Source organism: Yersinia massiliensis (assembly GCF_003048255.1).
Taxonomy (GTDB): domain Bacteria; phylum Pseudomonadota; class Gammaproteobacteria; order Enterobacterales; family Enterobacteriaceae; genus Yersinia; species Yersinia massiliensis_A.
Genome location: NZ_CP028487.1, coordinates 4,723,767 through 4,748,027, shown reverse-complemented (window position 1 = coordinate 4,748,027; position 24,261 = coordinate 4,723,767). Strand labels below are relative to the sequence as shown.

The window sequence follows — 24,261 nt, the reverse complement described above, 5'->3', positions numbered from 1 at the left end:
ATGGCGGTATCACAACCCTTATCCGCTGCCCCCTGTGGGGCAGAATATCTGCGTGCGATACTTCGCGCGCCGGTGTATGAGGTGGCGCAAGTCACCCCACTGCAAGCGATGGAAAAAATCTCGTCTCGCTTGGGTAATACCATTTTGGTGAAGCGGGAAGACCGGCAACCGGTGCATAGCTTTAAGCTGCGTGGAGCTTATGCGATGCTGGCGAGCCTGACTGAAGAGCAGAAAGCTTGTGGTGTGATTACCGCTTCTGCGGGTAACCATGCGCAGGGTGTGGCGCTCTCAGCCAGCAAGCTAGGCATCAAAGCGTTGATTGTGATGCCAGTCGCGACTGCCGACATCAAAGTGGATGCGGTGCGTAACTTTGGTGGTGAAGTGCTGTTGTTCGGTGCCAATTTTGATGAAGCCAAAGGCAAAGCTATCGCACTATCTCAACAGCAGGGCTATACCTTCATTCCCCCTTTTGATCACCCAGCCGTGATTGCAGGGCAGGGAACACTGGCAATGGAATTACTCCAGCAAGATGCACATCTTGATCGGGTGTTTGTTCCGGTCGGCGGCGGTGGGCTGGTGGCAGGGGTAGCCGTGCTGATCAAACAGCTCATGCCGCAGATTAAAGTTATCGGCGTCGAAGCGGAAGATTCGGCCTGTTTACGCGCAGCGTTAGATGCAGGTAAACCGGTCGATCTGGCCCGTGTTGGGCTGTTTGCTGAAGGTGTGGCGGTGAAGCGTATCGGTGATGAACCTTTCCGTCTGTGCCAGGAATATCTGGACGAAGTGATCACGGTCGACAGTGATGCTATCTGTGCAGCGGTCAAAGATTTATTTGAAGATGTGCGTGCTATCGCAGAACCCTCCGGTGCCTTGGCACTGGCGGGCCTGAAAAAATATGTGCAGCAGCACAATATTAAAGGTGAGCGCTTAGCCCATGTACTTTCTGGCGCTAACGTTAACTTCCACGGTTTACGTTATGTGTCTGAGCGTTGTGAACTGGGTGAACAGCGCGAAGCACTGCTGGCTGTCACTATTCCTGAGCAAAAAGGCAGCTTCCTACGTTTTTGCGAATTGCTAGGTGGCCGTTCAGTGACGGAGTTTAACTACCGTTACGCTGACGCAGACAACGCCTGCATTTTTGTCGGGGTGCGTTTGACGCGCGGTTATGCGGAGCGGGCAGAGATCCTCGCCGAGTTGCAGGAAAAAGGTTATCAGGTAGTGGATTTGTCTGATGACGAAATGGCGAAACTCCATGTGCGTTATATGGTGGGGGGCCGCCCGTCAAAACCATTGCGTGAGCGCCTGTACAGTTTTGAATTCCCTGAGTCACCGGGTGCATTGCTGAAATTCCTGCATACCTTGGGCACACACTGGAATATTTCTCTCTTCCATTATCGTAGCCACGGTACCGATTTCGGTCGAGTATTGGCAGGGTTTGAGTTGTCGTCATCTGAACCGCAATTTGAGCAACATCTTGCTGCGTTAGGCTATGACTGCCATGACGAAACAAATAACCCCGCATTTAAGTTTTTCTTGGCGGGTTAGCAATTATATTGCAACGGGCTCTCATATCTCATGATCGATAGAGGGCTTAAATCATTTTATCTAGCGGCTCATTGAGCCGTTTTTTTATGAGTCTCATTCAAGTTATATAAGTCTGTGAATTATTTACGATGATATTAATGATAGATGGAATATAAAATAAATATTTTGAGGTTAACTGTCATTATGTTTTCTTGTTCAATATGTAATTTCGTTTACTTTCTTATTAATTCTCATGTTGTCAGTTATCTAGAGATAACATTGTCAGCGTCTAAGTGCACTCGATAATTTTTCATTAGATATAAGTTATCATCACTTTTACTTATTGTGACCTTAGATAAATATAATCATAAAATAAATTATTTTAATCTTATAAATAATATAGGTGTCTCTATGAATGATAAAAATACTTACGACAGTCATACCATTAGTCGCGATGACATTAATTTGGATGGCCTGCCGATTAAAAAAAGTAAAGATAAAAATGGTGATGTATTGCGAGATAAGTTTGATGGTAAAGGTAAGTTGATTTGGCGTGAGCGAATGGCTTATAACAAAAAAGATAAAACAACTTCAAAGATCGTTACCAACTTTATCCGTAATAAAGGAGGCGCGATAACTGAACGTGATGATTCGACTTATAATGCATCTGGAGAGTTAACTAAACGTAAAGAGCATGTCATCACTGGGCGTGGTAAGTCCGCCATAACTAGAGTATCAGAGTGTCAATATGGAGGTGGATATGTAGTCCTTAAAACTGAAAAAACACTTAATTCAAGTGGTGGTATTTTGAACGAAAAAGAGCAGTTTTTTGATCAGAAAGGAAACATTTTAATTGAGCACTCATTTCTATATAGTAACGGGATTTTAATTGCAATAAATAAGCAAGATAATACACTTAACATTGATAACAAGATAACTTATAGTGAAATTAAACATTATGATGGCAAGGAAGAATTGATTTCTTTTTCCAAAAGAAAGTATATTAATAATAGTGGAGGGGATGGGGATATTCGTTATGAAGAAAGAAAATATCATAATAATGACGAGCTAGTTGAGATTGTGATTCTATCAAAATCATTTAATGCAGATGGGGTTTCATATAATGTTTGTGAGGAGTTTTATTCTTCCGAACAAGATTTAAATAATGACAATGAATTTAAGGTTATTGACAGTGATTTTGATATTTCAGGTAATTTAATTTACAGCGATACAACTTGTGGTAATGAATCTACAAGGATATCTCAAGAATTTGATTCATTTGGTAAGTTAAAGTCAAAAGTGGAAAAAGTGAGTCTCACTCACCATGGGCTGACTTATCAGGAAAATATATATACTTACGATGCTAATGGCGTTGAAATAGATGCGGTTGAGATAACTCACACTCACGATGATTCTAGTCGTAAGTTACAGTCGTCATATGAGTACCACCGCACTAATGACGCTAAAGGTCAGATTATGGGCTCAACTGAAATACGCAAAGAATTTAATTCTAATGGCGATCTAATATCTAACATTCAAAATAAGTATAACCATGCAGGGGAGTTGGTTAGTAACCCGGCAAAAGAGTCAATTTCTAGTTCTGAAAATAAAGTGACTGAACATACGACAGCAACGCAAAAATATCATGAGCAAACAACCGAAACGCTTACAAGAAAAGTAACACCTGGTGTTGATAGCACTCTTATCGAAAGAATTAAAAATGTATATGACGATAATGACGTTAAATTTAAGAGTATTACGATAAGTGAAGAAGTTAATTCCGCTAATAGCAGAACTTACCTAGCCGAAGAGATTCAAGAGTTTGGCTATGATGGCAAATTGATCGTCAAAGTCATTGATAGCTATGACTTTAACTATAGCCCTGATGGAAAACTGCTTTCCCAAAATCAATCAACGCAAGAATTTAATTCAGATGGTGTTCTGACTTTCTGTTCTGGAGGCGAATATAAAGCCGATGGACATAAGACTAAAGACTTTAGTGACACTAGTGGGCACGATGGGGAACATCGTCATCTAGAGCATCAGTATGAGACGTTAGATTATTTGATGAGCTCGATGAATGGCTTTGACCTCAATGAGGGTGTACCAACGTCGGTAGATACTCATTTTATTCCCGCAATGAAGTCGAATACGCTGGTAGCGCCGGTATAAACAATTTTCAGATCTACCACGGCTGAGTTCAATTACAACAGCCCCCAGAACGCTTCTATCAACGGCTCATTGAGCCGTTTTTTCGTCACGCAAACACCCAATTCAAATGGCTCCACCAGTGAGACATCATCCAGCAGCGAAATACGATTGCGTACCGGTTCGGGGCTATTATCCACCACGACTGACGGGATTAATGCTACGCCGCAGCCCAATGCGACCATCGACACAATCGCCTCATGACCAGAGACGGTTGCATAAATTAATGGGTTAGCGATGCGCTGGCGACGAAACCATAAATCGATACGTTTTCGCGAGGGGCCATGCTCCGGCAATATAAACGGGATGTTAGCCCAATCGGGCTGATCGACGGATACCTGAGATCGCACCGCGCAAGGCAGCGCAGGTGCAATCAGCACTAACGGAATTTCACCAATCTGGGTAAATGCCACACTGCTGGGGAGGACTTCAGGGCGGCCTGCAATCCCAAGATCAGCCTCATTAGATTGCACCTTATCGACAGCATCAGCCGCATCACCGGTCGTGAGCTTGATTTCAACCAGTGGGTGACGAGCCCGAAAGCGATCGAGAATGGGCGGTAAGTGGCTATAAGCTGCCGTGACAGAACAAAAAAGCCGTAACTCTCCACTCAGTGATGGCCCATGTTGGCCCAAAGCATGGCGCAATTGCTGGTATTGGAGCAATGTCTGCTGTGCAAAAGCCTTTAATTGAGTGCCTGCATCGGTCAGTTGCACGGTGCGATTGTCGCGCAAAAAAAGTGGCTGGCCGATGGTCTCTTCCAAGCGCTGGATCTGGCGTGAAAGGGTCGAGGGACTGACGTGCATGGCTTTAGCGGTGCGGCCAAAATGGCGGCTTTCAGCTAAATGCAGGAACAATTTTAGGTCACGTAAATCCATCACATACAGCCTCTTGGTTGAGAAGAACCATTGTATTGCATCAGGATTAAGCTGTATTGCAGAATCTGCAATATGACGTTGTTAATATATCAATTTCAGCAATGTGTTTCCTGTCATATAGTGAAACCAAGGTTATCCCCTACACCCACAAAACAGAATCGAACGGAGTAATACCATGGCTAACTATTTCAACACCTTGAACCTGCGTCAGCAGTTGGCGCAATTAGGCAAGTGTCGCTTTATGGCACGTGACGAATTCGCCGATGAAGCAAGCTACCTGAAAGGTAAAAAAGTGGTGATCGTGGGCTGTGGCGCACAAGGTCTGAACCAAGGCTTGAATATGCGTGACTCCGGTCTGGACGTGGCTTACGCCCTGCGCAAAGAAGCCATTGCTGAGAAGCGCGCTTCATGGCGTAAAGCGACGGAAAACGGCTTCAAAGTGGGCACCTATGAAGAGCTGATCCCGCAGGCAGATCTGGTCGTTAACTTGACGCCAGACAAGCAGCATTCAGCGGTTGTTCAAGCTGTTCAGCCACTGATGAAAGATGGAGCAGCACTGGGTTACTCCCATGGATTTAATATTGTTGAAGTGGGCGAGCAAGTGCGCAAAGACATTACCGTCGTGATGGTTGCGCCAAAATGCCCAGGTACTGAAGTGCGCGAAGAATACAAACGTGGTTTTGGTGTCCCGACGTTGATCGCGGTTCACCCAGAAAACGACCCTAAAGGCGAAGGCATGGCCATTGCTAAAGCTTGGGCAGCAGCGACAGGTGGTCACCGTGCAGGTGTGCTGGAGTCCTCTTTTGTTGCTGAAGTGAAATCTGACTTGATGGGCGAACAAACTATCCTGTGCGGTATGTTGCAAGCTGGTTCACTGCTGTGCTTCGACAAATTGGTTTCTGAAGGTACTGACGCGGCATACGCTGAAAAACTGATTCAGTTCGGCTGGGAAACTATCACCGAAGCCCTGAAGCAAGGCGGTATCACGCTGATGATGGATCGCTTATCCAACCCAGCAAAACTGCGTGCTTACGCGTTGTCTGAGCAGTTGAAAGAGATTATGGCGCCTTTGTTCCAGAAACACATGGATGACATCATTTCAGGCGAGTTCTCCAGTGGCATGATGGCTGACTGGGCTAACGATGATGCAAAATTACTGGGCTGGCGTGAAGAGACAGGCAGAACTGCCTTTGAGAATGCGCCACAGTTTGAAGGCAAAATTTCTGAGCAAGAATATTTCGACCACGGCGTGTTGATGATTGCGATGGTAAAAGCCGGTGTTGAATTGGCATTCGAAACCATGGTTGATTCTGGCATTATCGAAGAATCTGCCTATTACGAATCCCTGCATGAATTACCGCTGATTGCGAATACCATTGCACGTAAACGTCTGTATGAAATGAACGTGGTGATTTCGGATACCGCAGAATACGGTAATTACCTGTTCGCCAATGCAGCTGTGCCGTTGCTGAAAGGTAAGTTTATGGATTCACTGCAAGCGGGTGATTTGGGTAAAAGTATCGCCGGTTCTGCGGTCGATAATGCCCAATTGCGTGATGTTAACGAAGCTATCCGCCAACATCCAATTGAAGCTGTCGGTCATAAACTGCGTGGGTATATGACGGATATGAAACGTATCGCAGTTGCGGGCTAAAATATCCTTGTCCGTAAGTTAGCTGCAGCTGCCTAGCTTCATGACAATGATTGAGTCAACGTAAAACGCCGCCATTGATTAATGGCGGCGTTTTTTTGTCTACCCTACAAGAACAATCCAGAACTGCGAGCCTTTATTTTAAATGACTACTCAGGGGCTTACTGTTGCCTGAATCGTCGATTAAGACAAAATTTAAAGCCGTGTTGTTGCTAGTGGGCAAGTGATTGAGCGGGAAGTCGAGTGTAGAAAAAGGGGCAACCATATCAGGCAATGCTTCCGATGAACCTAATTTTATTGAGGCCAGAGATGCATAATAAGGTGTGGGATTATTCACTTTAATCAGTGCAGTGTCACCGTTGCGCACTAAAGAAAAAGTTAGTGTTTTGCCTAAGGTATCTTCCGGTGCGGGTATATCCTTCGGTCGATAAAATATTTTGTACTGCATACGTAAGGCGAGGGTAACGAAAGATTCATCCTCAACTTTAGTGGTGGTCTTCGGCGGAATTTCGTAAACGTTAAGCCAAAATGCAGACTCTCTATCGACAGGTAATTTACTGGCCCCTGATAAAATCAACCGCAAACTGCGCTGTGCTTGCGGTTGTAACCGAAATAAAGGTGGCAGCACTAATACTGGGGAAACCGCTTTCTCCGGTGTGGCCAGTAAATCACCATCATCCACCCAGACCTGTACGGCGACTGGATAACTGTTGCTGTTGACCAGTTGCAGCGATTCTTCGGTGCTGCCCCCGCTAAAGATGACCCGTGTTCTTTCGGCTATCACGCTGGCCATCGCTGGCACACTGCTGGCCATCATCAGCAAAAGGAGCGAACAGTAGATTCCACGATTAACGCGTTTGAAAAGCACGCTATTGGACTCGAATAACCACTTGCGCATGTGCATTCACCGCTCCCGCTGTCACCGTTTGCCCGCTGATCTTGCTTAACTCAGCCCGAAAGTTCTCCGTGTAGCTATTCCCCCCCGACACCGTGCCAGTTATCTGTTGTGCACCTTGGAAAATGCCATACCAGCCACCATTATTACCTGTTTGAGTCACATTCTTTGATAACAGATACATTGGACTATTATTACGGTAAATACGGATGCCAACTCCGCTTGCCATTCCCGCAGCACCGTAATTTTCAGAAACTAAATGGCTGATACCACCACTGCCATTCATTAATCCTAACGTTTGTGCTTTTGCAACACTGGCCGCGGGCACCAAAAAGCCCATTGCCACTGTACCCGCGGTGACACCTGAATTAATGCCTGTTTGACACTGAAAATCCACATTAAAATCCGCAGAGCTGGTATTACCATTGTTTAACTCGGCGACAGAAATTCTGGGTAAAATAACTGTCGGCGTAAAGTTAGTGACCGCACATATTGTTGTGCGGCGAAAAGTCATATAATTGTATAGCCCGATGGAAGCAGGCCAAGTCCCATACCAACCAGGCCAATTTGATACTGAGTCGGTGCCTTCAACTGGGCCACTTATCCCTGGGCCTTTAAAGGCAATATAGGCATTTGGCTGGGTATAGGCATAGGCATATGAAGCCACATTATAAGCCCCTGCACGGGTATAGTTTATGCGAAAAAGCTCAGTATAAAGATTACTGAAATTCTTCGCTTTGACTAAGATACGGCCAGTACTGTCCGTATCAAGTCCCGTTAAACGGCGTCCTTTCCACAAGCGAGAGTAATATTCACCGGTTGAAAGATTTGTCAGTCGAATCACGACATTGGCGACAACGGTGGCAAATCCAGAAGGAACATTCCCCGCAATGGCACCATCTTCATTTTTGCCACCATAGTCATTATCTCCGTTAGTGGCATACATCTCGAACAGTTGGTCGACATCTGCCGCCGCACAACGAAAGAGTACGCGTTCAGGGCCATAACCCGTATTTAAGGCGAAAGTGGTGAAATCAGAAGTTGCAGCCGCTAATAGCGTACCATCTGGTTGAAAATTGGCATTGGTACTGAGATCGATGACACTCGGTAAGCCAAGTGAGCCATTATTATTGTCCAGTGAACCTGCCCATGCTCCCGCCGTGCCATCGCCAGCGCTAAGCTGGTTTTGCGCTGTAATTTTGGTGCAGGCTGACCATACAGGTGTGCTGCATAGCCCAAGCAGTGCCATCATTCCCGCTATCACGCAGGTGCAACGATATCGCGTTGCGACCGCTGGCGACGAAACCTCGCAAGATAGTAATGGTGCTTTTTGTCTAAACATTATTTCTCTCGCATCGTTAACGGTGGCAACTGCCGGTTAAATGGATAATATCTTGCTCGGCTTCTTTTGAATCAAACGCATAAGGCAATTCGCATTGTTCATTGCTGTTATCGCCCCAGCGAACATAGAGTGATCCTTTTTTATCTTTCACCCGAGCGTAGATCTGATTGCCTTGACCTACCATCCCCACAAGCTCGTCTTTTCCACTGTAGACGTCTGCACCGAGTGGTAGCCCCTCACCTTCAGCCGCTTGGGTTTGAATTAATACAGCGTAGCCCGTTAAGGTTTCAAATTTCACTTTAACTGCTGCGCCAGAATAAGGAACCACGCGTCCCTGATTCTCTTTCAGTTCCGTATTACGATTAATCCCTTTCGTATCTAAACCAATCGTATTGTAATTGTAGGGTGTGAGTGATGGCACCAGCGCAAAACCGTTACTATCAATTCTTGCCCCTTGCGAATTACGCACGGTCGCCCCTTGGGCACCATCGGCTTCAATTAAGCCAAAAGTCTCGCCCAAATAAGGCCCCAATGTCAGGCCTTGGCTATGAATAACCGCCGCACCACGTGCACCCGCACCATATTGGGTATAATTACTACCACGAGAATAGCTACCATTGACTGTTGCATTAGGGAACTGCTGCTGCACATTCGCCCCCCAAGTATTCGAACTGCCACTGATATTGCTGTCGTCGTAACCCGCATTGACGGAATAGTTAAAGCTATTTCGTTCACCGGCAGTACCTGATAGTGACGTCTGATAGTTATTACCACTTTTCGGATTACGGTTGGCAGACAGGGATAAATACTGATTCCTGTTACCTATATTCAATGGAATAGACACTGTCAACGACGCGATATTTTCGGTATTGCCATAACGCGTTGATGTCGTCGTGGCATCAGTCTCATCGGTATCCCAGTTATAGAGCGTTGAAGTATAAATTGTACGTTGCCGACTAATGGCCACGTTATAACTGATGTCGCGATAACTGTTTGAGTAATTAAGCTGTAACTGCGTGTCTCGCTGAGTATCGTTATAATAATCGCTGGTTGATGCTGATGCCGACAGTTGCCCATAGCCGCCCAGTGACTGATTTATGGTCGTCGTAAACTGGCTGCGTTGCTTATAAGTGGATGAATCCCAGTTTCCACCATTCTTTTCTACTGAGCGCACACCGAAAACATCATTTAAGTCGCGATAGCCTTTTGTTGAATAACGATATCCAGCCAATGAGAAGGAAGTACCCGTTTCATTAAAAGTTTGGCTATAGGTAGCCTGCATTCGCCAGCCATCCTGAGTTTGATCATTTTCAACTTTAGCGTGGGAATAAGTAGTATTTAGACCAAATGCACCAACGGGGGTCCCTAATACGCCCCCAACAAGTAGTGCCGTATAATCTTGTGCTAAACGAATCCCACTGTTGGCCGTTAATTGATTTGTCAGACCTCGTTCATAGGTGAAGTCCGAGAAATAGCTATCGATATCGGTGAAATCACGTGATTCCCCAACAACGGCATTATAACGACTCACACCTGGACGCATTGAATCTGGTACGGCACTAAACGGAACGGTAAATGTGGAGCGAGTGCCATTTGCCTCTATTACCTCAACATTGAGGTCACCTTGGCTAGCAGTGCTATATAAGTCGTTAATAACAAATGGGCCGGGTGCGACGTTGGTTTCATATATTTCTTGCCCATTCTGGCGAATAACCACTCGCGCATTACTCGTGGCAACACCACGGACTTCTGGCGCAAAGCCACGCATTGACTCTGGCCACATACGTTGGTCAGTTGCCATTTTGGCACCACGAAATGACATGGTGCCGAATAATGTACTATCGGTAAATGTTTCGCCCAGCGTTAATTGACTATCGAGTTGTGAAATAGGGCGTTGCACATAAGTACGGATATTATTCCATTGTGTATCGCTGTTCGTTGAATTACTGGCATAGCGCACGTTTGATTGTTGACGAATTTGCCACAACCCTAAATTCAAGCCGCCTTTTAGACCAAGGAACCCGTAATCAGAGGTATTATTTTGTGTACCCTGTGTTTCGCTACGATAAAAGTTAGTGCTGTAGTTAACAAATGCGAGGTTCTCACCCGCGTCCCATTCCGAACGCTCAATATAGCCTCGAGGTTGCTTTTTTAATAAAGCTTGTGGAATAGATAGCTCTAAGCGCAGTTTGGCCTGATCAAAGTGAAATGAAGCCCCTTTTACCCGTTGAGACAGTGGGACACATTCACCAGTTGGGGTTTCTGCCGCGGAATTCGAAGGTGCTGGTTCCGGATTGGTAGCATCGGGCACATGAGGTTCTTTCTCCATGGCACTGTCACTACCGATGACTTTAATACCTGCAGCCGTTAAGAACTCATCGCTCAGACAGGGGTGAACCTCTGATGAATCAGTATCCTTAACAAACTTAATTGTCGTACGTTTGTACTGCTTGTTATTGATCAAGACATCGACAGCATCGTAATTACCCGCTGTCGTGGCATTCTCTTTATTAAGTTGACTCAGCCCCGCGGCAAAATTGGTACCTAAAAAGAGAGACTCGTCAAACTCTAGATTCTGTGATGCTTCCTGAGCTAAAACAGTATCAACATGTAAGATTAAGCTGATACATAATGTTAATGCTTTCTTACGGCCAGAAAATTTCGCCTTGAATATGATGCGCGCAAAACCCATAAATATTCCCTTACCGGAAAAGGCTATTGAGTCCGATAGCTGCCGGTATCTTGCCCGCCGAAATCATTAACAATACGAAAGTTAATAACAGGATTTGAAGGTGCTGAGGAATTTGGAATAATCCATTCAGCTTGAGACATTGGCGGTATCATCTCTGACTTCATCTTAAGTTTTTTACCGCCGCCAACTACTTCGCCGCTGGCAATAGTGGCAAAGAAGCCTGTAGGATTTTTGCCAGTTACAACCACATTACTGCCTTGCTGGCGAACACTGAATGTTAATGCACTCGGGACTTGGTCTGATCGGCCGACAATACTGTCAGGACGATAAAATAGCTTAATGCGGTTACGCAGCAGGACTAACATTTTATTGTTTTTCTCTGCTTTATTGACGGGTGGTACCTGTAAGAAGTTAAGATAAAATATAGATTCTTTATCTGTTGGCAGCCCACTACCGGTATATTTCAGGCGTAATGTTTGACCTGCATTTGCTTCAATGCGGAAGAATGGTGGGGTAACAATAAACGGGGCCTTACCCGTTTCTGGTGTGGATTGAGCATCCCCACTGTCTAACCAAACTTGAACAGCATTGGCAAAGTTATCATTATTGGTTAATTGTACACTGTGCTCTTTCGCACCCGCCGGATATATAATACGGCTGCCACCCATAACGACACTGGCATTGGCAAAGGAGATACCCATAAATATTAATAGAGTGGCAAACAGAAAACGGTAGCCGTAGCTATGTGTATTAAGCATGATGGGTATATCCTCTGTGGGAATTAATCGGGTGGTTTCCCACCCGACAGTACTCATATTACAGGTAAGAAACTGCGTATTGTACAGAGCCAATCACTGTTCCTGGTGTGGCTTGCCCAGTTGCATAATACTGGACTGCAAAATCATGTTCTGCAGATGTTTGACCTGCTTTCAATACGATACCATCTTGCGCCAAACCGCTATTCAAATCTATACCTGTTGTTGTTGTTGCATCTTTTAATAATTGAAGCTCAACATTCGTTGCTGTACCGCTATTTTTCAGGTTACCGGTCGCTGAAACTTGGTTACCAATGAAAACAGTTTTGATATCAATATCACTTGCGTCAGCAGTACAACCAGAAACACCTAAAGTGAAGGTTGTTTTACCTGCTTTCTTACCAGAAGTATCAAGGTCAGCGCTTGATACAGTCGGCAATAAAACCATTGGATTTGCTTCAACACCGTTTACAGTAACTGAACAAGTCTGTGCAGTAACTTCACCCTGGAAAGTAATTGTATTATTACTTGCTGCCATAGCAAAAGTTGTAGATGCAGAGAATAATGCCAAAGCCAAAGTAATCTTATTCATTTAAAACTCCAAAGCGTTAATTTAAAGTGAGTCTAATCATCATATATATGATGATTTAACTTTATTTATTAAGTAATGAAATGGACTATGACTGTAATGGCGATTTTTATTCGATTATACTTGTCAATTTCCACGGATTTATATTTAAAGTAATTCAGTGCTTATTGTTTTTTGGCACATCCCTTACTTGATGTGAAATATAATATATAAGGTAATCCTTATTGCACATAGGATAAGCGAACCAGTTTTTGTGGGAAAATTCCTATCACACTGACTTTAGGGTTTTAGATTGAATAACGTCATGTATTTAAAGGATTTTAATGAAAATCGAATTTAAAATTAATAAGATCTTTCTTGTTGTTTTTGTCTGTAATGGCTTTTTTTTGCTATTTTTAGGGTTTTTACAACCCTAGTTTTACATTAGAACATGCTCGTTTTAGGATTTATTTACGGTACCTATTTATAGTTAAGTGAAGATTGCATAGAGAAATGACAGGTAAGATTTTTAAGTATAAGAACTTTATGAAACGAATTATGTTGATGATGTAGGTAGGGAAATGTCAGATGGTAAAGATATTATTTGCGCCTCTTATTCAGGAGACGCAAACTAAACTTAGTTCCGATATAGCACTTTAATGATGTGATAACCGAACTGAGTTTTTACCGGACCATAAGGTTGCAGTAGTTCGCAGCTGAAGACGGCTTTATCGAACGCTGGGACCATATCGCCTTTGTTGAACTCACCCAGATCACCGCCGTTGCGTTTTGACGGGCAGTTGGAGAACTTCTTCGCCAACGCTTGGAAATCCGCGCCGCTATTTAATTGCGCCAGAATATCGTTTGCCTGCTTTTCATCATCTACCAGAATGTGCAGCGCAGAAGCTTTGTTTGCCATAATTACAATCACCACAATGTTATTTGAACGAAGGTTATCTTCTATAGGCTCTAGAAGCGCGCCAGTGTAGCGTATTTTATTCGGGATGGGGCGACTAGCGAGGCTGTTTTACAAATCAAAAGGTGCAGGTGATTTTTTTTCGACAGCGGCTTTCTGCTACAATCCTGTTCCCCCGATAACCCACAGAGCGACCCATGTAACATGCGATTAAATCCCAGCCAACAACAAGCCGTCGAATTCGTCACCGGACCCTGCCTGGTGTTGGCCGGTGCGGGATCGGGTAAAACTCGGGTGATCACCAATAAAATTGCCCATTTAATACGCCAGTGTGGTTATCAACCAAAACATATCGCAGCGGTGACCTTTACCAATAAAGCCGCGCGTGAGATGAAAGAGCGAGTGGCCCAGACTCTAGGGCGTAAAGAATCCCGTGGTTTGATGATTGCGACCTTCCATACGTTAGGGTTGGAGATCATCAAAAAAGAGTATGCGGCGCTGGGGATGAAATCTAATTTCTCGCTGTTCGATGCGCAGGACCAAATGGGGTTATTGAAAGATTTGACCCACAAGTGGCTGGAAGATGATAAAGCGCTCCTGCAACAGCTGATCTCAGCGATCTCCAATTGGAAGAATGATCTGCTGGATCCTGCCGGCGCTGCCGCATTAGCGCGATCCGAGCGTGATAAATTGTTCGTTCATTGTTATGGCTTATACGACGCTCATCTGAAAGCCTGCAATGTATTGGACTTCGATGATCTTATCTCCCTGCCGACGCTACTGCTGCAAAATAATTTGGAAGTGCGGGAGCGTTGGCAAAATCGCCTGCGTTACCTATTAGTAGATGAATACCAAGATACCAACACTAGCCAATACCATATGGTGAAACTGCTGGTGGGGAGCAGAGCACGTTTTACGGTGGTGGGTGATGATGACCAATCAATCTATTCATGGCGAGGCGCACGGCCACAAAATCTGGTGTTGCTGAATGAAGATTTCCCTCAGCTGCAGGTGATTAAGCTGGAGCAAAATTACCGCTCTTCAGGACGAATTCTAAAAGCGGCGAATATTCTGATTGCCAATAACCCGCATGTTTTTGAGAAGAAACTCTTTTCTGAGTTGGAGTATGGCGATGAGTTAAAAGTCATTACTGCCAATAATGAAGATCATGAGGCCGAGAGAGTCGTCGGCGAGCTTATTGCTCATCACTTTGTTAAAAAAACGCAGTACAGTGACTATGCCATTTTGTATCGTGGTAACCATCAGTCGCGTCTGTTTGAAAAGTTATTGATGCAAAACCGTATTCCTTATCGAATCTCCGGGGGAGATTCATTTTTCTCACGCCCAGAGATTAAGGACTTACTGGCTTATTTGCGGGTCTTGACCAATCAAGATGATGACAGTGCCTTCATGCGTATTGTTAATACGCCAAAGCGTGAGATAGGGTCGGCGACTATCCAAAAATTGGGTGAATGGGCCAATTTGCGTAATAAAAGCCTATTTCGTGCCAGCTTTGATTTGGGGCTGGGTGAACATCTAAAAGGCCGTGGTTTGGAGTCATTGCAGCGCTTTACGCACTGGATGGATGCCATTATTCGGTTGGTCGAACGCGAACCAGTGGCGGCAGTAAGGGATCTGATCCACGGTATCGATTATGAGAGCTGGCTGTACGAAACATCTCCGAGTCCGAAAGCCGCTGAAATGCGGATGAAGAACGTGAACCTATTATTTAGCTGGATGACAGAGATGTTAGAAGGCTCTGAGCTAAATGAGCCGATGTCGCTAACGCAGGTCGTAACACGCTTTACGCTGCGTGACATGATGGAGCGGGGAGAAAGTGATGGTGAACTGGATCAAGTCCAATTAATGACACTACATGCGTCGAAAGGGCTGGAATTCCCTTATGTGTTCTTAGTTGGGATGGAAGAAGGTTTACTGCCGCACCAAAGCAGTATTGATGAAGATAATGTTGATGAAGAACGGCGACTGGCATATGTGGGTATTACTCGTGCTCAGCGCGAGCTGTTCTTTACCTTGTGTAAAGAGCGGCGTCAGTATGGTGAGTTGATACGGCCTGAACCTAGCCGTTTCCTGATGGAGTTACCGCAGGATGATTTGCAATGGGAAAATGAGCGTAAGGTCGTTAGCCCGCAAGAACGAATGCAAAAAGGCCAGAGCCATCTGGCCAATATTCGTGCTCAGTTAGCAAATGCGAAGAAACAGCCTTGAGTATGTGCTGAATGGGCAGATGAACCTGCCCATTCGTTTACGGATTAAGGCGCAACTTGCTTACCATCAACAGTGACGTTTTTTACATCGCTAAAATGCCATGGTGTCTCACCGCGCAATTCAGTAAAGACCACATTATTAAACTCGCTGTCACGTAAATCACTGATTGCCGTTGGTGTCACCTGCTTTAATTGCACATTATTGACATGGACTAAGCGGTGCCAAGCCTGATTCACCGAATCACCTTTGATCTCAATTGAGGCATTTTTGCCGGTGGTGTTATCCACCGTCACATTATTTAAGGTGAAATCATAGAATTGAGCTGGAACCTTCGCCGGTGGATAATCAATGTTGGCGTTGCTATCAGCATAATCCAGTGTCATGACCATCACTTGTTTCGCCAAATCGCGCATTGCATTGTTACGGAATGTAACATTGCGTGCACCGCCACCGATAGTGCTGGTGCTCTTGGCGCGCAAGCCGATGTCGGTCAGGTACATCACATTATTTTCAGCCAGAATATCTTCAATCCAAGCACCGGTATGGCTACCGGTGACAATTGCGCCGTGCCCCATGCGGAAATAGTTATTGAATAGCCATGCGCCTTTCATCGGCTCTTGTTCCAGTGCTTTCTCACCGGTGCCCGCAGCAAAATTGATGCAGTCATCGCCGGTATCAAAAAAGTTGTTAAACACCATCACATTTTGGCTATTGCCGAACTCAATACCATCTCCATTGTTAGCATCATAAGTTTGATGCACTAAACCATTAGCCACCACATTATGGTTTTCCAGATTCATGATGCCGTGGAACGCGGGGTTACGGACAGTGAAATCGGCCAAGTAAACGTTCTCGACTCCGCGTAAAGTCATTAGGCTGGAGCGGCGTTGGCCATAAGCATTCTTCAAATCCATACCTTCGGAAACGGCTTTTTCGACCTGATTTTTCGCCAGAATACCGTCTTCGTGTACTTTGCTATTTTTACTCGCCACGTATTGCGGTAATGGACGACCTAACTCATCCGTGATTTCAGCTGTTTTGGCTCTTTGCCAACCATTGCCATCAATAATGCCTGAACCTGTAATTCGGATATTACGGAATGTACCCGGCTTGCTGCTATTAGGGTTGATGGCATTGATCAGCGAGGCAGGGCGCTCAATCGTTGAGTAAGGATAGAGGCGATAGCCAGCCGGATAGTCATCTGGGTTCTCTGAACCCAACAACGTAGATCCTGCTTGCAGATTGAGGGTCATATCACTCTTCAGCCAAAGTGCGCCGCTTTTGTAGGTGCCTGCAGGGATATCGACACGACAACCCGGCTTGCAGCTATCAATGGCTTGCTGGATCGCTTTGGTGTTCAACGATTTGCCATCATCAATGGCACCAAAGTCACGGATGTTGACAATCTGTGGCTTTGCACTGGTTTTGGCATTAACAGGCTGGCTAGCTGCGGATAATGTACCGTCAGCATATTGTGCTTTGACCGTAAATTGATAACGAGTATCAGGTTTCAGACCGTCAACGGTAAAATTCTGGAGCACAATTTTATGTTGAAAATTCTCTTTATCATTCGCGTAGAAGTTATCCATATAGGGCTTCGCTGGTGAGAATTTATCATTGTTATCAGTGGCTTTACCCAACAATTTTCCAGCAGAGTAAATCTGGTAATCAACAATTTTTCGGGTATCTTCCGGCGCTTTCCAAACTAAAACAATACTGCTCTCGTCATAGGCGAGAGTAGGGACTTGTAGCTGCTGAGGGGCATCGTGGCTCGTTGATTTAGCGGCCATCGCCAAGGGAGATCCGACCATCAGACTGGAGATAATCACCAACATACCTGCTGTATGTGGGCGTTGAAGCTGTGCTCGCATTATTATTCCTCATAAATGACTGAAAATTTGGACACAGCGTTCTTTCCCAGAAGGCGATATAGAAACTCATTATTCAATATAGAAACGCTGTTTTATAAAAATACACACATTGTTTCTATTTTAAGCTGGGGACGATCACATTCTGAGGGTTTCAGTTTTTTTGTCTGAGGTAACATGAGGTTGATCAAGGAGAGGAAGATTATTGGGTGACCAAAAGTCACCCAACAGAAGAAATCCTTAGCTGAGTTCTTCTAATATTAATGGCCATTGCACATAACTTTGCCAATGACTTTCTTGCTCTAATGCTTCTGCACGGTAAGGATGATGCTGTAGCCAGCCTTGAGGCAACAGCACATAAAGTGCTTCGCCATTTGCACGCAACCTGACTGCCGGAAGTGTGTCATCCCGACGGCGGCTAGAGAAGATAATTGCCAGACGTAATAAGCGACACAAATGTTGCGCCATATCGACGGGCAATGCGTTCTGCTGAGTTAATAGCGTCAGATCGAGAGCGTCACTCTGATTTTGCAACAGTGCCGAGAAGAGCCGTTTTTGTGCAGGAGTAAAACCAGGTAGGTCAAGATTGCGAATCAGGTAAGCAGCATGTTGAGGAGCGTGCTTAAAATCAACACTGAGGCCAATTTCATGAATCAAACAGGTATTTTGCAATAACTCGCGACATCGACTATCGAGATGCCACTCTTTTTCGACCTGTAGCAAGAAATTGTCTGCTAATTTACTGACGCGCTTAGCTTGCTCAGTATCGAGTAAATAGCGGCGCTGTAAATTTCGTACAGTGCGACTGCGAATATCTTGTTCAACCGGCAGATGAAGCATGCCATAAACGAGCCCTTCGCGCAGTGCGCCGCCAGCTAACGTCATGCTTTCAATCGCTAACTCTTGGAATATCGCTATCAAGATAGACAGGCCACTGGGGAAAACTAACGCTCGTTCTAATGTTAAACCGGGGATTTCCAACTCTTCCAATTTGCCGCACTGAATTGCTCTTTGCTTGAGTTGCTGCAATTTGGGCAAGGTAATCAGCTCATCCATCCCTTGGGCGACCATGATCTCTTGCAGGGCCTGTACCGTGCCTGAAGCACCGACACAGATTTGCCAGCCGTGTTCACGAAAACGTGCCGCGACGGGTCTGATCATCTCACGAGCAGCGAGCTCAGCACGTTCGAAATTGTCTTTTGCAAGGTTACGATCACTAAAATAGCGCTCTAACCAAGTAACACAACCCATTGATAAACTAACTAATATGTTGGCTTGAGCACCATTGCCCGTGACCAATTCGGTACTACCACCACCAATGTCAACCACCAGGCGTTTCTCTGGCCCACCGGTGGTATGTGCAACACCGTGATAAATTAGCCGAGCTTCTTCTTCGCCGCTGATCACCTGAATGGGGCAGCCGAGGATCTCGGTTGCCGTTTGCAGAAACTCTTCAGCATTGGACGCTAGACGCAGGGTGGCTGTCGCGACCACGCGAATCTGATCCCGCGGGATGTCCTGTAAACGCTCTGAAAAAAGCTTCAAGCATTGCCAACCGCGTTCCATCGCATCTTGCGATAGGTGATTTTGGCTATCCAAGCCGGCTGCCAGACGGACCTTTCGCTTAATTCGGGCCAGCGTCTGGATACTTCCTGCCACCTCACGTACTACCAACATATGAAAACTGTTGGAGCCAAGATCGATGGCAGCATAAAGTGAGGTGGAACTCAGCATCGTTTTTATCAGCTCGGTCGCTTACGGTTATTCCGTGGTGCACCACTACGGCGTGGGGCAGAGTTACGGCGTGGGCCATTCCCAGTACGGGGACGAGCCAAACGTTTCGGCGCCGGTAAATCTGTTAATAGCGCATCGCTATTATATTTGCTGACCGGAATGCTATGACCCGTGTAGGTCTCGATAGCCGGTAAGTTTAACGCATATTCTTCACAGGCCAGACTGATGGAATGACCACTTTCGCCTGCTCGGCCAGTACGGCCAATGCGGTGAACATAGTCTTCGCAATCGTCAGGCAGATCGTAGTTAAAGACGTGGGTGACCAGCGGGATATGCAGGCCACGTGCCGCAACGTCGGTAGCAACCAGAATATCGATATCACCTTTAGTGAAGTCTTCCAGAATCCGCAGGCGTTTTTTCTGCGCAACATCACCTGTCAGTAAACCGACACGATGACCGTCAGCAGCCAAATGACCCCAGATCTCTTCACAACGATGCTTGGTATTAGCAAAAATAATGCAGCGGTCAGGCCATTCTTCTTCAATCAACGTCTGAAGTAGACGCATTTTTTCTTCATTTGAAGGATAGAACAACTCTTCTTTGATGCGGTGGCCGGTTTTTTGTAACGGTTCCACTTCAACATATTCCGCATTATTCATCTGTTCGAAGGCCAGTTCGCGTACACGGTACGAAAGTGTGGCAGAGAACAGCATGTTCAAACGTTTTTCAGCGGATGGCATACGGCGGAACAGCCAGCGGATATCTTTGATAAAGCCCAAATCGTACATACGATCTGCTTCATCCAAGACCACGACCTGAATCGCACCGAGGTTAATATAATTCTGTTTTGCGTAATCAATTAAACGGCCAGTTGTCCCGATCAGGATATCAACGCCACTTTCTAGCACTTTAAGCTGTTTATCGTAGCCGTCGCCCCCATACGCTAAGCCTAATTTCAGCCCTGTCGCTTGGGAAAGTGACTCTGCATCGGAGTGAATTTGCACTGCCAATTCACGCGTGGGTGCCATAATCAACGCGCGAGGTTGATTTGTCTGGCGACCCTCTTCTGCCGGGTTAGAAAGCAAATAATGGAAAGTAGACGCTAAGAAAGCCAGCGTCTTGCCGGTTCCTGTTTGCGCCTGACCCGCAACATCACGCCCAGAAAGGGTGAGTGGCAATGCTAACGCCTGAATCGGCGTGCAATACTCAAACCCTTTGCTTTCAAGAGCTTGAGTAACTAGCGGGTGCAGGGCGAAGTCGGAAAACTTCTGTTCGGTCAAGTGTGTTTTGCTCATAGTGTGGTAGAATATCAGCTAACTATTGCTTTACGAAAGCGTATCCGGTGAAATAAAGTCATCCTATTGTTGGTTAATGCTACACCAACGAGGTAGACACAATCCTTTGGAGTAGAACATGAGCGATAAAATTATTCACCTGAGTGATGAAAGTTTCGACACTGACGTACTGAAAGCTGACGGTCCGGTTCTGGTCGATTTTTGGGCTGAATGGTGTGGTCCGTGCAAGATGATTGCTCCGATTCTGGATGAAATTGCTGAAGAGTATGAAGGTCGATTGACCATCACTAAGCTGAATATTGATGACAATGTGGCGACGGCACCTAAATTCGGTATCCGTGGTATTCCTACGCTGTTGTTATTCAAAGACGGTCAAGTTGCGGCCACGAAGGTGGGAGCCTTGTCTAAAGGCCAGTTGAAAGCATTCTTGGATGCCAATCTGTAAGCGGCTTTAAACAGCCTAAACCCAAATATTTCAAGATGCGTCGCCAGTGACAAGCAAGAGAATTCCGATAAGCTAACAGCCTATCAGTGAGCCGGAATGCAGTGAGCAGTCAATGCGGCAGTACCTTGAAAGAGGGTAGGTATAGCTGGGTGTGTAGCGGCAGTTGTGATTTCTCACACTGACCGCTAGACGCCTGCAAAGAAGCGTGTTAAGTTTACTTCACTGCGTATAAAACTTTCCTGTGTATTCAATCCGGGTTTGTAGCATCTAGCTTAATTCTTTAGTACCTATTAAATCTGTAGTACCTATTAGATCTGTAGTATCTATTAAGTTTGAATCTAAGATTTACTCTATGTCGAAATAATGTGTGTTGAGAATAATTATGAGCTCAATCAGTTTTTTGACAGTCTAACGGTTTTACAAAATCAGTCGAAGGCACTTTCAATCTTTTTACCGTTGAGTCGCGCAAATCTCGCGTAAGTGATTGCTTGCGTAGTTTGTCCAAGGCCGGTGATTGAATGTCCCATTAAACAGGCACGGATGACGCTGCCATACCATTCACGACCATAGTTCGAGACATACCCCGAGTTTAAGAACCCACCATTATGAATCTTACCGAATTAAAGAACACGCCGGTTTCTGATCTGATAACACTTGGCGAAAATATGGGGCTGGAAAACCTAGCCCGGATGCGTAAACAAGATATTATTTTCTCTATTCTTAAGCAGCATGCGAAAAGTGGAGAAGATATCTTCGGTGACGGTGTGTTGGAGATATTGCAGGATGGATTTGGTTTCCTCCGCTCTGCAGACAGCTCCTACCTCGCCGGTCCCGACGACATCTATGTATCCCCAAGCCAAATTCGCCGTTTCAACCTTCGCACTGGTGATACCGTTGCCGGTAAGATTCGTCCGCCTAAAGAAGGTGAGCGTTATTTTGCATTGTTGAAAGTTAACGAAGTTAACTATGACAAACCGGAAAACGCCCGTAACAAAATCCTGTTCGAAAACTTAACCCCACTACATGCTAACTCTCGTTTGCGTATGGAACGTGGTAACGGTTCGACAGAAGATTTAACTGCTCGCGTACTGGATTTGGCATCGCCAATCGGTCGTGGTCAACGTGGTCTGATTGTGGCACCGCCTAAAGCGGGTAAAACCATGCTGTTGCAAAATATTGCGACCAGCATCGCTTATAACCACCCTGATTGCGTATTGATGGTCTTGCTGATTGACGAACGTCCGGAAGAAGTCACCGAGATGCAACGTCTGGTTAAAGGTGAAGTAATTGCTTCTACCTTTGATGAACCAGCATCCCGTCACGTTCAAGTCGCTGAAATGGTGATTGAAAAAGCAAAACGTCTGGTTGAGCACAAAAAAGACGTTATCATCTTGCTTGACTCCATTACCCGTTTGGCTCGTGCCTATAACACCGTTGTACCTGCTTCAGGCAAAGTGCTGACCGGTGGTGTGGATGCGAACGCCTTACACCGCCCTAAGCGTTTCTTCGGTGCTGCACGTAATGTTGAAGAGGGCGGAAGCCTGACCATCATTGCCACCGCGTTGGTTGATACCGGTTCTAAAATGGATGAAGTCATCTATGAAGAATTTAAAGGTACAGGCAACATGGAACTGCACTTGTCCCGCAAAATTGCGGAGAAACGTGTCTTCCCAGCGATTGATTTCAACCGCTCGGGTACACGTAAAGAAGAGTTGCTGACTACCACTGAAGAGCTGCAAAAAATGTGGATCTTGCGCCGTATTCTTCATCCAATGGGTGAAATCGATGCGATGGAGTTCCTTATCAGCAAACTGGCAACCGCGAAAACCAACGATCAGTTCTTCGATAATATGAGACGCTCATAATTTTATCGTACTAACTAAAAACGTCACGCTCGTCGTGGCGTTTTTTGCTTTTGGAATATACGATAGCCGAGTTTGTAATTCATTTAGTGGATAACCAGATCAAACTAACGATTATTTTGGTATTTATTCTTAGGGCCAACGAGAAAATACCAAAAATAGAGTTGGGAATAACAAGCAAGGCTGTCATCATATTCAGAAATAACTGAAAGCGTGGCGAAGGCATGGTTTGCGCCAACCTACATGCTAAGCTGATGTAACTTTTTGCAGAGAGCGGTTAAACGTGAATTTACTCACTATGAGTACTGAGATATTTGTTATATTCCTGTTTTCATTGGCATTTTTATTTGTTGCTCGCAAAGTTGCCAAGAGAATTGGATTAGTCGATAAACCTAACTATCGCAAACGCCACCAGGGTTTGATCCCATTAGTGGGCGGTATATCCGTGTTCGCGGGTATTTGTTTTACCTTTCTGATCACCAATCAGCAGATTCCCCATTTCCGTTTATATCTAGGTTGTGCCGGTTTATTAGTCTTTGTCGGTGCGCTAGATGATCGTTTCGATATCAGTGTAAAGATCCGAGCCTTTGTACAAGCCATGGTCGGTATTGCCATGATGGCGATCGGTGGGCTTTATTTACGTAGCCTAGGGCATACTTTTGGCCCGTGGGAAATGGTACTTGGCCCCTTCGGCTATGTTGTGACGTTATTCGCAGTTTGGGCGGCGATCAATGCTTTCAATATGGTGGATGGTATAGATGGTCTGCTCGGCGGCCTATCTTGCGTCTCGTTTGGTGCCATGGGTGCTTTGCTGTATCAGAGTGGGCAGATGGCACTGGCGTTATGGTGTTTCGCTATGATTGCTGCAATCTTGCCGTACATCTTGCTTAACCTCGGGTTGCTAGGGCGTCGCTATAAGGTCTTTATGGGGGATGCCGGCAGCACGTTAATTGGCTTCACTGCCATTTGGATGCTGCTGCAAACCACGCAAGGGAATTCACATCCGATTAATCCGGTGACTGCATTATGGATTATCGCTATCCCATTAATGGATATGATCGCCATTATGTACCGGCGTCTACGTAAAGGGATGAGCCCTTTCTCTCCTGATCGTCAGCATATCCATCATTTAATTATGCGTGCTGGTTTTACCTCACGGCAGGCTTTTGTGTTAATTACCCTAGCTGCTGCGATATTAGCGGCGATTGGTGTTATTGGTGAACGGCTCACATTCATCCCCGAATGGGTTATGTTGGCATTATTCTTGCTTGCATTTCTATTGTACGATTACTGCATCAAACGGGCATGGCGAGTGGCACGTTTTATCAAGCGTATGAAGCGCCGGATGCGTCGTGCATCGCAAAATAAGCATGAATCTTAATCAGAGGCTTTTAGGCAG

General features: G+C 45.5%; 17 protein-coding genes. 7 read left to right on the top strand and 10 right to left on the bottom strand.

Annotated elements, in window-relative coordinates; all coding sequences use genetic code 11:
• Positions 1 to 1,545, top strand: a complete 1,545-nt coding sequence (gene ilvA, locus DA391_RS22085) for a threonine ammonia-lyase, biosynthetic (RefSeq protein WP_050083588.1) — start codon at positions 1 to 3, stop codon at positions 1,543 to 1,545.
• A 390-nt stretch (positions 1,546 to 1,935) separates the two neighbouring features.
• Positions 1,936 to 3,696 (top strand): hypothetical protein, encoded by a 1,761-nt coding sequence (locus DA391_RS22080; protein ID WP_108088208.1) that lies wholly within the window; start codon positions 1,936 to 1,938, stop codon positions 3,694 to 3,696.
• A gap of 32 nt (positions 3,697 to 3,728) precedes the next feature.
• Here DA391_RS22080 and ilvY read toward each other — a convergent pair whose 3' ends face one another.
• Positions 3,729 to 4,610, bottom strand: a complete 882-nt coding sequence (gene ilvY / locus DA391_RS22075) for an HTH-type transcriptional activator IlvY (protein ID WP_050083591.1) — start codon at positions 4,608 to 4,610, stop codon at positions 3,729 to 3,731.
• A 175-nt stretch (positions 4,611 to 4,785) separates the two neighbouring features.
• On the opposite strand from ilvY, the gene ilvC reads away from it, so the two are divergent.
• Positions 4,786 to 6,264, top strand: a complete 1,479-nt coding sequence (gene ilvC / locus DA391_RS22070; protein WP_050083593.1) for a ketol-acid reductoisomerase — start codon at positions 4,786 to 4,788, stop codon at positions 6,262 to 6,264.
• A gap of 133 nt (positions 6,265 to 6,397) precedes the next feature.
• Here ilvC and DA391_RS22065 read toward each other — a convergent pair whose 3' ends face one another.
• From DA391_RS22065 to ppiC, 6 genes are all read right to left on the bottom strand, one after another.
• Entirely contained in the window at positions 6,398 to 7,165 is a 768-nt protein-coding gene (locus tag DA391_RS22065) for a fimbrial biogenesis chaperone (RefSeq protein WP_108088207.1), read from the bottom strand.
• Entirely contained in the window at positions 7,131 to 8,408 is a 1,278-nt protein-coding gene (stbD, locus tag DA391_RS22060) for a fimbrial usher protein StbD (protein ID WP_186378686.1), read from the bottom strand. The genes DA391_RS22065 and stbD overlap by 35 nt, the downstream gene beginning before the upstream one ends.
• Positions 8,409 to 8,514: 106 nt before the next feature.
• Positions 8,515 to 11,190 (bottom strand): fimbria/pilus outer membrane usher protein, encoded by a 2,676-nt coding sequence (locus tag DA391_RS22055; protein ID WP_050083598.1) that lies wholly within the window; start codon positions 11,188 to 11,190, stop codon positions 8,515 to 8,517.
• A gap of 23 nt (positions 11,191 to 11,213) precedes the next feature.
• Positions 11,214 to 11,948 (bottom strand): fimbrial biogenesis chaperone, encoded by a 735-nt coding sequence (locus DA391_RS22050; protein ID WP_050287225.1) that lies wholly within the window; start codon positions 11,946 to 11,948, stop codon positions 11,214 to 11,216.
• A gap of 58 nt (positions 11,949 to 12,006) precedes the next feature.
• The gene (locus DA391_RS22045; RefSeq protein WP_050083602.1) at positions 12,007 to 12,537 is read right to left on the bottom strand and encodes a fimbrial protein; all 531 of its coding nucleotides are present in this window, start codon (positions 12,535 to 12,537) and stop codon (positions 12,007 to 12,009) included.
• Between the two features lie 613 nt (positions 12,538 to 13,150).
• A complete protein-coding gene (ppiC, locus tag DA391_RS22040; RefSeq protein ID WP_050083604.1) occupies positions 13,151 to 13,432 on the bottom strand; it encodes a peptidylprolyl isomerase PpiC in 282 nt (93 codons plus the stop codon).
• 201 nt (positions 13,433 to 13,633) lie between these two features.
• On the opposite strand from ppiC, the gene rep reads away from it, so the two are divergent.
• On the top strand, positions 13,634 to 15,658 hold the full coding sequence (gene rep / locus DA391_RS22035) for a DNA helicase Rep (RefSeq protein ID WP_050083605.1): 2,025 nt from the start codon (positions 13,634 to 13,636) through the stop codon (positions 15,656 to 15,658).
• Between the two features lie 44 nt (positions 15,659 to 15,702).
• Here the strand turns inward: rep and DA391_RS22030 are convergent, their stop codons facing one another.
• The 3 genes from DA391_RS22030 to rhlB all read right to left on the bottom strand — a co-directional run bounded on the left by DA391_RS22030 (position 15,703) and on the right by rhlB (position 20,555).
• Complete coding sequence (locus DA391_RS22030) at positions 15,703 to 17,529, bottom strand: glycosyl hydrolase family 28 protein (protein ID WP_050874501.1); 1,827 nt, start codon at positions 17,527 to 17,529, stop codon at positions 15,703 to 15,705.
• Between the two features lie 237 nt (positions 17,530 to 17,766).
• Entirely contained in the window at positions 17,767 to 19,260 is a 1,494-nt protein-coding gene (ppx, locus tag DA391_RS22025; protein WP_050083608.1) for an exopolyphosphatase, read from the bottom strand.
• Between the two features lie 8 nt (positions 19,261 to 19,268).
• Positions 19,269 to 20,555 (bottom strand): ATP-dependent RNA helicase RhlB, encoded by a 1,287-nt coding sequence (gene rhlB, locus DA391_RS22020; protein WP_050083610.1) that lies wholly within the window; start codon positions 20,553 to 20,555, stop codon positions 19,269 to 19,271.
• Positions 20,556 to 20,673: 118 nt separating this feature from the next.
• Between rhlB and trxA the strand changes: the two genes are divergently transcribed.
• From trxA to wecA, 3 genes are all read left to right on the top strand, one after another.
• Positions 20,674 to 21,000 carry a thioredoxin TrxA gene (gene trxA / locus DA391_RS22015; RefSeq protein WP_019213138.1) on the top strand — a complete coding sequence of 109 codons (327 nt, stop codon included), beginning with the start codon at positions 20,674 to 20,676 and terminating at the stop codon, positions 20,998 to 21,000.
• 605 nt (positions 21,001 to 21,605) lie between these two features.
• Complete coding sequence (gene rho / locus DA391_RS22010) at positions 21,606 to 22,865, top strand: transcription termination factor Rho (RefSeq protein ID WP_004704159.1); 1,260 nt, start codon at positions 21,606 to 21,608, stop codon at positions 22,863 to 22,865.
• Between the two features lie 280 nt (positions 22,866 to 23,145).
• Positions 23,146 to 24,243: a UDP-N-acetylglucosamine--undecaprenyl-phosphate N-acetylglucosaminephosphotransferase gene (gene wecA / locus DA391_RS22005; protein ID WP_072084856.1), complete on the top strand. Its 1,098-nt coding sequence runs from the start codon at positions 23,146 to 23,148 to the stop codon at positions 24,241 to 24,243.
• Positions 24,244 to 24,261 lie beyond the last annotated feature (18 nt).